9 protein-coding genes are annotated in these 11,659 nt (G+C 60.6%); 6 read left to right on the top strand and 3 right to left on the bottom strand.

Annotated features, from left to right (window positions below):
* Positions 1-135 precede the first annotated feature (135 nt).
* Positions 136-1,374, bottom strand: coding sequence for a M20/M25/M40 family metallo-hydrolase (locus PMI37_RS15670; RefSeq protein ID WP_008082469.1), 1,239 nt, complete (start codon positions 1,372-1,374; stop codon positions 136-138).
* Between the two features lie 228 nt (positions 1,375-1,602).
* Positions 1,603-2,676: a diguanylate cyclase gene (locus PMI37_RS15675; RefSeq protein WP_008082470.1), complete on the bottom strand. Its 1,074-nt coding sequence runs from the start codon at positions 2,674-2,676 to the stop codon at positions 1,603-1,605.
* 265 nt (positions 2,677-2,941) lie between these two features.
* Between PMI37_RS15675 and PMI37_RS15680 the strand changes: the two genes are divergently transcribed.
* From PMI37_RS15680 to hglS, 6 genes are all read left to right on the top strand, one after another.
* Complete coding sequence (locus PMI37_RS15680; RefSeq protein WP_008082471.1) at positions 2,942-4,396, top strand: flavin-containing monooxygenase; 1,455 nt, start codon at positions 2,942-2,944, stop codon at positions 4,394-4,396.
* A gap of 21 nt (positions 4,397-4,417) precedes the next feature.
* On the top strand, positions 4,418-5,344 hold the full coding sequence (locus PMI37_RS15685) for an alpha/beta fold hydrolase (protein ID WP_008082472.1): 927 nt from the start codon (positions 4,418-4,420) through the stop codon (positions 5,342-5,344).
* A 125-nt stretch (positions 5,345-5,469) separates the two neighbouring features.
* Positions 5,470-6,969, top strand: a complete 1,500-nt coding sequence (gene glcD, locus PMI37_RS15690; RefSeq protein ID WP_008082474.1) for a glycolate oxidase subunit GlcD — start codon at positions 5,470-5,472, stop codon at positions 6,967-6,969.
* Complete coding sequence (gene glcE / locus PMI37_RS15695; RefSeq protein WP_008082475.1) at positions 6,969-8,018, top strand: glycolate oxidase subunit GlcE; 1,050 nt, start codon at positions 6,969-6,971, stop codon at positions 8,016-8,018. Before glcD ends, glcE begins: the two co-directional genes overlap by 1 nt.
* Before the next feature lie 2 nt (positions 8,019-8,020).
* The gene (glcF, locus tag PMI37_RS15700) at positions 8,021-9,241 is read left to right on the top strand and encodes a glycolate oxidase subunit GlcF (protein WP_008082476.1); all 1,221 of its coding nucleotides are present in this window, start codon (positions 8,021-8,023) and stop codon (positions 9,239-9,241) included.
* A gap of 88 nt (positions 9,242-9,329) precedes the next feature.
* Positions 9,330-10,730 (top strand): 2-oxoadipate dioxygenase/decarboxylase HglS, encoded by a 1,401-nt coding sequence (gene hglS, locus PMI37_RS15705; RefSeq protein WP_008082477.1) that lies wholly within the window; start codon positions 9,330-9,332, stop codon positions 10,728-10,730.
* Positions 10,731-10,800: 70 nt separating this feature from the next.
* Here the strand turns inward: hglS and PMI37_RS15710 are convergent, their stop codons facing one another.
* A complete protein-coding gene (locus PMI37_RS15710) occupies positions 10,801-11,478 on the bottom strand; it encodes a type 1 glutamine amidotransferase domain-containing protein (RefSeq protein ID WP_008082478.1) in 678 nt (225 codons plus the stop codon).
* Positions 11,479-11,659: the final 181 nt, after the last annotated feature.

The raw sequence follows: 11,659 nt of genomic DNA on the forward strand, positions 1-11,659 counted from the left end.
ATTGGCCGGGCTGACGCTATCGCTGGCAAGCCAGGCTCCTACAGGTTATGCGGTTCGACATCGATTGATGGTTCAGCACCAAACCTTGTGGGAGCTGGCTTGCCAGCGATGAGGCCAGCGGCTGCACCGCTAATCTCACGACGATTTGGACAACTCCATGATCATCCGCGACAACAGATAGATCCGCGGCGCCACGCTCGCCACTTCGGCGTATTCCTCAGGCGTATGGATATTGCCACCGACAATCCCGAACCCATCCAGCGTCGGCGTGCCTACTCCAGCGGACAGACTGGCATCCGCCGCACCACCACTGCCCTCCTCGGTCAACTTGCGGCCGATCTCGCCGTAAATCCCTTGGGCCATGGCCATCAGGCGATCCGACTCGGGGGTCTGCGGCATCGGTGGCAAACCTCGCTGCAACGAAGTCTTCACTTCTGTCTCAGCAATCAGCTTGTCCTGCGACACCCGCGCCAGATCTTTCTCGATCCGATCAAACTCTTCCGGCACCGCCGCGCGCACATCAGCTTTGGCCGTGGCCTGGTCGGGAATCACGTTGGTGCGGTCGCCGGCCTTGAGCACGGTGAAGTTGATGGTGGTTTTCTTCGCTTCATCCCCGAGCTTGCCCAGTTGCAGAATCTGGTGCGCCACCTCCATCGCGGCGTTGCGTCCCAGTTCTGGCGCGACACCGGCGTGCGCCGCCTTGCCCTTGACCTCGACCAGCGCCGTCGCGCTACCCTTGCGCCACACCACCAGGCCATCGGCCGGGCGCCCCGGCTCCAGATTGAGAGTCACGTCGTGCTGTTTGGCGGTTTTCTTGATCAGGTCGGTGGCGACGTCCGAACCGGTTTCCTCGCTGGCGTCGAGCAGGAAGGTGATTTGTGCGTAGTCTTTGAAGTCGAGGTTTTTCAGGACTTTCAGCGCGTAGATCCCGGCAACGATGCCGCCCTTGTCGTCCATCACCCCCGGACCGTAGGCGCGGCCGTCCTTGATATGAAACGGTCGCTCGGCGGCGGAGCCCTCCTTGAACACCGTGTCCATGTGCGCCATCAGCAGGATTTTCGCCTTGCCGGTGCCTTTGAACGTGGCCAGCACATGGTTGGATTTTTCCGGCGTATTCGGTACCAGCTCGATCGTCGCGCCAAGCTTTTTCAGCTCATCGATGGCGATCTCGCTGACTTGCTTGAGGCCCGGTTCATACCCGGAGCCGGAGTCGATATTGACCAGCCGTTCCAGCAGTTTCAGTGCATCAGGCTGATATTGCTCAGCATCGGCCAGGACTTGTTTATGCGGTTCGGCAAAGGCACTGGCCGCAGAGAATGCGAGGGACAGACCCAGGCTTGCGGCCAACAGAGAGCGGGAAAAGGAGAACGTCATGAAGCGATCCTTGTTTCGCGTCGGGGGGATTTAACCGTACCCGACATCGGCGCGACGCTCTACTCCCAATACGACATCACCCTGACCCACACCGAACACCTGCTCCCAAACACCTGTTCCCGAACACCTGTAGGAGCTGCCGAAGGCTGCGATCTTTTGATCTTGCTGTTAAAAAATCAGGATCAAAAGATCGCAGCCTTCGGCAGCTCCTACAGGGGATTTGTGGGGTCAGACTGAGTCGAGCAGTTCGCGCCTGGGCTTGTTGTCGCAGTTGCAGATCACCCGATTGCGTCCATTGGCCTTGGCTTCGTACAGCGCCTGATCGGCGTCATTGAGCCAGCGCGTCGCATCGACGTGAGACGGATCCCACGCCGCCAGGCCAATGCTCAGACTGACTTTCAACGCCGGATTCTGCTCATACCCCAACGTGATAAAACGCTCGCGCAACGCTTCCATGGCCTGAGCAGCGTTGAACAGCGGCAGCTCCGGCAGAATCACGCAAAACTCATCGCCGCCGTACCGCCCGGCAATGTCGGTGGCGCGCAGGTTCTGCTTGAGCAACTTGCTCAGTTGGCGCAGCACAATGTCACCGGCGACATGGCCGTAGGTGTCATTGATCGCTTTGAAATGGTCGATGTCGATCAAGGCAATCGCCGCGCCCTGCTTCTGCCGTTTGCAGCGCTGAAAAGCGATCTCCAGTTGATCCTTCCACGCACCGTGGTTGAGCAGACCGGTGAGGCTGTCGGTGCGGCTCAGGGCCAGCAACTCACGTTTGTGTCGGCCCAGGGTGTGGGCCTGACGAAAGCACAACAAGCCCAATGCCAGCGGATACAACATCAACATCGGCAGGCACGCATACAGTTGCAGCGGCGAGGTTGACGGAATGAACGCCGGGGCGAAGACCACCAGACCGACGCCCACCCCGAGAATCTGCGCAGCCGCACCGGCCAGCAGAAACCGTACGCCGCCGATGGCAACATTGTTCATCGCCATCATTGAAATCGTCGTGGCGCTGGGCAGCGGATTGAAATGCATGGCGGCGACCCAGAAGCCGCCGAGAAAAGCGTCGATCAGCAGGTTTCGATGTTCGGCGTGATAAGGCGTCGGCGAGCGGCGCGCCCATTGAAAGGCCAGATGCGGCCAGAGCAGGCCGTTGAACAGCATCAGCGCCCAGACCCACAGCGGCGGATCGAGCGGGTACATCGCCACGCTGACGCACACAAGCCCGAGCAGCAGCCCGAGGGTTCGCGACGTATAAAGCCTCCTGGCCAATGAAAGTCCCTTTCCTCCCGTGTTTCCCATAAGGGCCTCGATTACTCGACGTAACCTGCACACCGTAGGACGGCTGTGTTGGGAGTTTATCAGGGCGACGTTAAATAGCCATCACTGCGCAAGCCATGCAGGAGCTGACGAGTGAAACGAGGCTGCGATCTTTTGATCTTGATCCTGGTAAAAAAGATCAAAAGATCGCAGCCTCGTTTCACTCGTCAGCTCCTACACCCCCGCCAAGCGAATATTTGGCTATACATGAAAGGAGCAAAACGGAAAAAAAACTATAAGGAGGCCCATGCAGACTTACCAAGTGTTGATTATCGGCAGCGGCTTTGGCGGCCAATGTGCGGCGGTCAATTTGCTCAAGGCCGGGATCGATGATTTTCGCCTGTTGGAGCGAAGGGATTTCTGCGGCGGCACCTGGTGCCAGAACACCTACCCCGGTGCCGCGGTCGACGTGCCGTCGCCCCTGTATTCGCTATCGTTTGCGCCCTATCGCTGGTCGCAGATGTTCGCCGCACAAGCTGAACTGCAGCGTTACACCGAGCAGGTGATCGAGCAGTTCGGCCTGCGTGAGCGCGTAGAGTTGCAGGCCGATGTCTTGCGCATCGAGTGGGATGACACAGAAAAGCGCTGGGCCGTGCACACCGCCAGCAAAGGCACTTTCCATGCGCAATTCGTCATCAATGCCAGCGGGCCGTTGAGCCAGCCGGTCATCCCACAAATCCCCGGGCAGGATCGCTTTCAGGGCAAGACATTTCATACAAACAATTGGGATCACAGCTACGACTATCGCGGTAAACGTGTGGCCATTGTGGGCAGCGGCGCCAGCGCCGTGCAGGTGATTCCGACGATTGCGCCGCAGGTCGAGCAACTGCATGTGTTTCAGCGCACGCCACACTGGGTGTTGCCGCGTGCTGATCGCGTCTTCGGGCGGTTCCAGCGCTGGCTGCTCGGATTGAAACCGGCCTACAAGCTGCTGCGCTGGCTGATCTACTGGCAATTCGAAACGCGGGTGATCGCTTTCAAGTATTCAAAACCGGCGATCCGCATGGTTCAGCGTCAGGCCTTGCGCTTGCTTGAACGTCAGGTACACAACCCGCTGCTGCGGGAAAAACTCACGCCCGACTTCACCATCGGCTGCAAACGGGTGTTGCTCTCTAACACCTATTACCCGGCGCTGACCCGACCCAATGTGACGCTGCACACCCGCGAGCAAGGCATCGCCTCAATCGATGAAAGCGGGATCAATACGCAGGACGGGCAACACCTGGAGGTTGATCTGATCATCTGGTCGACCGGTTACGACGCCACCGACGGGGTAATTTCCTACCCGGTCAGCGGAAAAAACGCCGTGCAGCTCAGAGATGTCTGGGCCGAGTACCCGCGCGCCTACCTCGGCACCAGCCTGCCGGACTTCCCCAACCTGTTTATCGTCACCGGGCCCAACACCGGAATTGGCCACACCTCGGCGCTGTTCATCATCGAATCGCAGATGAACTACATCATCGACTGCATTCGTACCCTCAAAACCCAGGGCCTGCGCAGCATCGAAGTGCGTCGCGAGGCGGAACGTACCTACACTGCAATGATCCACCGTGAGATGGAACGCACGGTGTGGAAGTCCGGCGGCTGCCACAGTTGGTATCAAAGCAAGAGCGGTCATGTGATCGCGATGTTTCCCGGCTTCAGTTTCAGCTATTACCGGTTGACCCGGGCGCTGAAACCGGCCGACCACATTCTGTCCTGAACACGTAAAAGGAAGACGTCGATGCTTTTGCTGTTTGTCGCCCTCGCGGTTTTCGTGGCCTGGAGCTGGTTGAGTTACCCAGCGGTCGGCCATTGGCTATATGACCTGAACATGGCCATCGAGGCCAAGTTGTACAAATTGCACAAGATCGAAGTGCCGATCGCCGAGCTGAGTGTTTCGACCTGGCAAGGCGGGCCTTATGAAGCGTCGAGCGCGATTCTGATGCTGCACGGCTACAGCGCCGACAAGAACCTTTGGCTGCGCTGCGCCCGCCATTTCGTCCGCCAGTACCGGGTGATCATTCCGGACCTGCCCGGCCATGGCGAAACCGGCTTCAAGGCCGGCGGTGGCTATGACATCCCGCTGCAGGCCAAGCGCATGATCCAGTTGCTCGACGTGTGTGGCGTGGAGAAAGTCCATGTGATCGGCAACTCCATGGGCGGTTACATCGCGGCATGGCTGGCGGCGACGTATCCGGAGCGGATTGCCTCGGTGGCGCTGATCGACCCGGCGGGCGTCACGGCCCCCGAAGTCAGTGACATGGAGCGTCATCTGGCGCGCGGGCATAACCCGTTCCTGATCAATTCCCGCGAGGAGTTTCGCCAGTTTTACGCAATGACCATGGAGTCACCACCGTGGGTGCCGAGCCTGGTGCTGGACGCCATTGCGCAGCGCTACGAACAGCAGCGTGATGAACTGGAAGAAATCTTCCGCGACTTCCGCGCCAGCCCGCCGATGGAGCCGAAACTGGCCGAAATCAAATGCCCGGCGCTGCTGTTGTGGGGACGCAAGGATCGCTTGATCGACGTCAGCAGCGTACCGGTCTGGAGCAAGGGCATCGCCAATCTGCAGGTCGATGTATGGGATCACGTCGGGCACATGCCGATGGTCGAACAACCGTCGAACACCGCGCGGTTATACCGGCAATTCCTCGGCAACCAACGCTGACCTAAATCCCCTGTAGGAGCTGCCGAAGGCTGCGATCTTTTGATCTTAAAAGCACAATCAAAAGATCGCAGCCTTCGGCAGCTCCTACAGGGACAGAATTCAGTGGTCGGGATTTTGGGGGTGAAATGAACATTTTGTATGACGAACGCCTCGACGGCCCATTGCCGCAGGTAAACAAAGCCGAACTGTTGAAAACCCTGCAGCAGGCCCTCCCGGATCTCGACATCCTCTGGCGCGAGGAGGAACTCAAACCCTACGAATGCGACGGCCTCTCGGCCTACCGCACCACACCGATGCTGGTCGCCCTGCCCCGGCGGCTGGAGCAAGTGCAAACCCTGCTTACGCTCTGCCACCAGCACCACGTCCCGGTGGTCGCCCGTGGTGCCGGCACCGGGCTGTCCGGCGGCGCCTTACCGTTGGAACAAGGCCTGCTGCTGGTGATGGCGCGCTTCAACAATATTCTGCACATCGACCCCGCTGCCCGCACCGCGCGGGTCCAGCCGGGCGTGCGCAACCTGGCGATCTCCCAGGCGGCGGCCGCTTTCGGGCTGTATTACGCGCCGGACCCATCGTCGCAAATCGCCTGCTCGATTGGCGGCAACGTCGCGGAGAACGCCGGCGGCGTGCATTGCCTGAAATACGGCCTGACCGTGCACAACCTGCTGAAAATCGAAGTGCTGACCATCGAAGGCGAACGCCTGACGCTGGGTTCCGACGCTCTCGATTCAGCAGGTTTCGATTTACTGGCGTTGTTCACCGGTTCCGAAGGGTTGCTGGGAATCATCACCGAAGTCACGGTCAAACTGCTGCCCAAACCGCAGGTGGCAAAAGTGCTGCTGGCCAGTTTCGATTCGGTGGAAAAGGCTGGCCGCGCGGTCGCCGAAATCATCGCCGCCGGGATCATTCCCGGTGGCCTGGAGATGATGGACAACCTCGCCATCCGTGCCGCCGAAGACTTTATCCACGCCGGTTACCCGGTCGATGCCGAGGCGATTCTGCTGTGCGAACTCGATGGCGTCGAAGCCGATGTCCACGATGATTGTCAGCGGGTACGCGAAGTGATGAACCTCGCCGGCGCCACTGAAGTGCGCCAGGCTCGCGACGAGGCCGAGCGCGTGCGCTTCTGGGCCGGCCGCAAAAACGCCTTCCCGGCCATCGGGCGTCTGTCGCCGGACTATTACTGCATGGACGGCACCATCCCGCGCCGCGAATTGCCCGGCGTCCTGCAAGGCATCGCTCGCCTCGGTGAGGAATACGGTTTGCGCGTGGCCAATGTGTTCCATGCCGGTGACGGCAACATGCACCCGCTGATTCTGTTCGACGCCAACCAACCAGGCGAACTGCAGCGCGCCGAAGCCTTGGGCGGCAAGATTCTTGAGTTGTGCGTGCAGGTGGGTGGCAGCATTACCGGCGAGCACGGTGTGGGACGGGAGAAAATCAATCAGATGTGCGCGCAGTTCAACAGCGACGAACTGAGCCTGTTCCATGCGGTAAAAGCCGCCTTCGATCCGCAGGGCTTGCTCAACCCCGGCAAAAACATTCCGACCCTGCACCGCTGCGCCGAATTCGGCGCCATGCACATTCATGCCGGGCAACTGCCCTTCCCCGAATTGGAGCGTTTCTGATGGCTGACGTCGATGCCGCCGACGCCCTGCTCGACCAGGTCAACGAGGCGCGGGCCAATGCCACGCCGCTGAAGATCCAGGGCGGTAACAGCAAAGCGTTCCTCGGCCGCGAGGTGGCCGGTGAAGTGCTCGACCTCCGAGCCCATCGCGGCATCGTCCGGTATGAACCGACCGAACTGGTGGTCAGCGTGCGCGCCGGCACGCCGTTGTCAGAGCTGCTCGCGGCATTGGACGCCAGCGGGCAGATGCTGCCGTGCGAACCGCCGTCGTTTGCCGATGGCGCCACGGTCGGCGGCATGATCGCCACGGGGTTGTCCGGGCCGCGCCGGCCATGGTCGGGTTCGGTTCGCGATTTCGTCCTCGGCACACGGGTGATCACCGGCCTCGGCCAGCATTTGCGTTTCGGCGGTGAGGTGATGAAAAACGTTGCCGGTTATGACCTGTCGCGACTGCTCGCCGGCAGCTTCGGCTGTCTCGGCGTGCTCACCGAAGTCTCGTTGAAAGTCCTGCCCAAACCCCGTCAGTGCCTGAGCATTCGCCTGGACATCGATTGCGCACGGGCGCTGGCCAAACTGGCCGAGTGGGGCCAGCAACCATTGCCAATCAGCGCGGCGTGCCACGATGGCAACAGCCTGTATCTGCGTCTTGAGGGCGGCGAAGGCTCAGTCACAGCGGCGCATCAACGGCTCGGCGGTGAGCCACTCGATTCAGGGTTCTGGCGCGATTTGAATGAGCACCGCCTGAGCTTTTTCGATGAAGGCCTGCCGCTCTGGCGCCTGTCGCTGCCAAACAATCTCGGGCCACTGGATCTGCCCGGCGAGCAGTTGATCGACTGGGCCGGTGCGCAACGCTGGCTGAAATCCTCCAGCGACGATATTCATACCCTCGCCCAGTCTTTCGGCGGCCATGCCACCTGCTTCACTCACGGCGCGAGCGAACACCCGTTTCAGCCATTGCCCGCGACGCTGTTGCGCTACCACCGGCAACTCAAGGCGCAACTCGACCCACAAGGGCTGTTCAACCCCGGCCGGATGTACGCGGAGTTCTAGCCATGCAAACCACCCTCAGCGAGCAATCCCGCCAATTGCCCCGCGCCGCCGAGGCGGAAAAGATCCTGCGCACTTGTGTGCATTGCGGCTTTTGCAACGCAACGTGCCCGACCTATCAATTGCTCGGCGACGAACTCGACGGCCCGCGCGGGCGCATCTATCTGATCAAGCAAGTGCTCGAAGGCGCACCGGCCACTGTGCAGACCCAACTGCATCTGGATCGCTGCCTGTCGTGTCGCAATTGCGAAACCACCTGCCCGTCCGGCGTCGATTACCACAACCTGCTCGACATTGGCCGCGCGGTGGTCGATCAGGCGGTGCCGCGCCCGGCCGCCCAGCGCCTGCTGCGTGAAGGCTTACGCGCGTTGGCGCCGAATCCGCAGTTGTTCAAAGGTTTGCTGCGTATCGGCAGCACGTTTCGGCCGCTGCTGCCACGATTGATAGAAAGCAAACTGCCGCAGCACTTGCCGGCTAACGGTTCTCGCCCCGCCCCTCGGCATGCGCGCCGGGTATTGCTGCTCGAAGGTTGCGTGCAGCCCGGTTTGTCACCGAACACCAATGACGCGACCGCGCGTGTTCTTGATCGTCTGGGCATCAGCGTCACGCCAGTGGCCGAGGCTGGCTGTTGCGGTGCGCTCGATTATCACCTCGACGCGCAAGCCAAAGGCCTCGACCGCGCTCGGCAGAACATCGACGCCTGGTGGCCGCACCTGCAAAACGGCGCCGAGGCCATTGTGCAAACGGCCAGCGGCTGTGGCGCGTTCATCAAGGATTACGGGCATTTGCTGGCGGACGATCCGGCCTACGCATCGAAAGCCCAGCGCATCAGCGCAATGACCCTGGATCTGGTGCAAATACTCGCCCGCGAGCCGCTGGAACAGGTGTGCGCCGCCAGTCAACGGCGCATCGCTGTGCATTGCCCGTGCACCTTGCAGCACGCGTTGAAACTCGGCGGCGCCGTCGAAGCGCTGCTGAGCCGAATCGGCTTCAACCTCACCGCCGTGCCCGACGGGCATTTGTGTTGCGGCTCGGCGGGCACCTATTCGCTGACGCAACCGGTGCTGGCCCGACAACTGCGCGACAACCGCCTCAATGCGCTGGAAAGCGGCGGGCCGCAATTGATCGTCACCTCCAATATCGGATGCCAGAGTCATCTGGCCAGCGCCGGACGAACGCCCGTGGTGCACTGGATCGAACTGGTGGATCAGTCGTTGGCAGAATGAAGTCCGTAGGATTCTTCGTTTGCCGGCGTGGGCGAAGGCTGCGATCTTTTCTGCCATCCCATACGTGACCGTGGCAGGAATTTTTTTCATGAGCGTGCAGCCTTTCGTCAGCCCCGACCTGATCCGTCAACGCTTCTCCAAAGCGATGTCCGACATGTACCGCGAAGAAGTGCCGCTGTACGGCGCGCTGATGGCGCTGGTGGAGCAGACCAATCGCCAGGTTCTCGACCGTGAGCCACAGATCGCCCGGCAGTTGCACAGCACGGGAGAAATCGAGCGGCTGGACATGGAGCGCCATGGCGCAATCCGCGTCGGCACCGCGAGCGAACTCGCCACCCTCGCCCGCCTGTTTGCGGTGATGGGCATGCAACCGGTGGGTTATTACGACCTGACACCGGCAGGTGTGCCGGTGCACTCCACAGCGTTTCGCGCCGTGCATGAGCAGGCGTTGCAGGTCAGTCCGTTCCGGGTGTTTACCTCGCTGTTGCGTCTGGAGCTGATTGAAGATCCGCAACTGCGCGCATTTGCTGAATCGGTGTTGGCCAAGCGGTCGATCTTCACCCCGGCAGCGCTGCGCCTGATCGCCCAGGCCGAAACGGCCGGTGGCCTGAATGAAACCGAAGCCGGGGAGTTTGTCCTGCAGGCACTGGAGACTTTTCGCTGGCACCACGGCGCCACCGTCACCGCCGCGCAATACCAGACGCTCAGTGCCCAGCACCGCTTGATCGCCGACGTGGTGGCGTTCAAAGGCCCACACATCAATCACCTGACGCCGCGCACGCTGGACATCGACAGCGTTCAGGAGCAGATGCCGGCCCATGGCATCACGCCGAAAGCAGTCATCGAAGGCCCGCCACGGCGACAATTCCCCATCCTGCTGCGCCAGACCAGTTTCAAGGCACTGGACGAGCCGATCGCGTTCACCGATCAAGAGGTCGATCAAGGTAAAAACCGTGGCAGCCACAGCGCGCGTTTCGGTGAAATCGAACAACGTGGCGCGGCGCTGACGCCCAAGGGCCGTGCGCTGTACGACCTGTTATTGAATGCCGCCCGCGAAGCGCTGGGCGCATTTCCCAACGAAGCAAACGCCGCACACTACAACGCGCTGATGGCTGAGCACTTTGGCGAATTCCCTGACAGCATCGAAGGCATGCGTGAACAAGGACTGGCGTATTTTCGCTATTTCGTTGCGGAAAAAGGCCTGGCCGCAGGCAGTCTGGGCGAGGTGTCGCTGGAAGATTTATTGCGCGATGGCTACGTGAAAGCTGAACCGCTGGTGTACGAAGATTTCCTGCCGGTGAGTGCGGCGGGGATTTTTCAGTCAAACCTTGGGGACGCTGCGCAGACCCACTATGGCGAACACTCCAACCGACAGGCGTTCGAACAGGCGCTGGGCCGCTCGACCATTGATGAGCTGGGCTTGTACGCCGAAACGCAGCAACGCTCCCTCGAAGAGTGCGCCAAAACCCTGTCTGCTCAACTGACCTGAAAACCAACAAATATCCCTGTGGTGAGGGGATTTATCCCATCACCACAAATCTCCTCAGCACAGAGATTATTCAGCGCAATCTCGAAAGCAGCGCAAACGCCGTCTCTTCCGACGAGGCCGGATTTTGCCCCGTCAGCAGCAAACCATCCTCGCGGGTATAACTCGACCAATCCGCACCTTTCGAGAATATCCCGCCCTTGGCCTTGAGCTCGTCCTCGACCAGAAACGGCACCACATTCGTCAACTGCACCGCCTCTTCCTCGCTGTTGGTAAACCCGGTCACCTGCTTACCCTTGACCAGCGGCTGACCATCGGCGCCTTTGGCATGGCGCAGCACACCCGGCGCATGACACACCGCCGCCACCGGTTTGCCCGCGTTGTAAAACGCTTCGATCAGCGCAATCGAATGGCGATCCTCGGCCAGATCCCACAACGGCCCGTGGCCGCCCGGATAGAACACTGCGTCGAAATCTGCAGCCTTCACCGTCTCCAGCTTGACTGTCGAAGCCAGCGCCGACTGCGCGGCAGAATCCTTGCGAAAACGCTCGGTCGCAGCAGTCTGCGCATCCGGCTCGTCACTTTTCGGGTCCAGTGGCGGCTGACCGCCCTTGGGCGACGCCAACGTCAGTTGTGCGCCAGCATCCTTGAACACGTAGTACGGGGCGGCGAACTCCTCCAGCCAGAAGCCGGTTTTCTTGCCGGTGTCGCCCAATTGATCGTGGGAGGTCAGAACCATCAGAATTTTCATGTCGGTCTCACTCGGTTTGAGGAAAGGTCAGACGCACTTTTACAGATGTCAGTGATTGACCTTGATCGACGACGAATCGTTTCAATTTGCCGAATGATGGCACACAGCCATTGTGCGCAAGAACTTGCGCACTTGTTTTCGTTTTTCACCCATCAATTCCTCTACAGCCCACGTCCCACGT

The sequence above is a fragment of the Pseudomonas sp. GM80 genome (assembly GCF_000282515.1).
Lineage (GTDB): Bacteria > Pseudomonadota > Gammaproteobacteria > Pseudomonadales > Pseudomonadaceae > Aquipseudomonas.

Coding starts and splice junctions, on each gene's coding strand:
- PMI37_RS15670 (WP_008082469.1), bottom strand. CDS start 1,374: ATGACGTTCTCCTTTTCCCGCTCTCTGTTGGCCGCAAGCCTGGGTCTG.
- PMI37_RS15675 (WP_008082470.1), bottom strand. CDS start 2,676: ATGGGAAACACGGGAGGAAAGGGACTTTCATTGGCCAGGAGGCTTTAT.
- PMI37_RS15680 (WP_008082471.1), top strand. CDS start 2,942: ATGCAGACTTACCAAGTGTTGATTATCGGCAGCGGCTTTGGCGGCCAA.
- PMI37_RS15685 (WP_008082472.1), top strand. CDS start 4,418: ATGCTTTTGCTGTTTGTCGCCCTCGCGGTTTTCGTGGCCTGGAGCTGG.
- glcD (WP_008082474.1), top strand. CDS start 5,470: ATGAACATTTTGTATGACGAACGCCTCGACGGCCCATTGCCGCAGGTA.
- glcE (WP_008082475.1), top strand. CDS start 6,969: ATGGCTGACGTCGATGCCGCCGACGCCCTGCTCGACCAGGTCAACGAG.
- glcF (WP_008082476.1), top strand. CDS start 8,021: ATGCAAACCACCCTCAGCGAGCAATCCCGCCAATTGCCCCGCGCCGCC.
- hglS (WP_008082477.1), top strand. CDS start 9,330: ATGAGCGTGCAGCCTTTCGTCAGCCCCGACCTGATCCGTCAACGCTTC.
- PMI37_RS15710 (WP_008082478.1), bottom strand. CDS start 11,478: ATGAAAATTCTGATGGTTCTGACCTCCCACGATCAATTGGGCGACACC.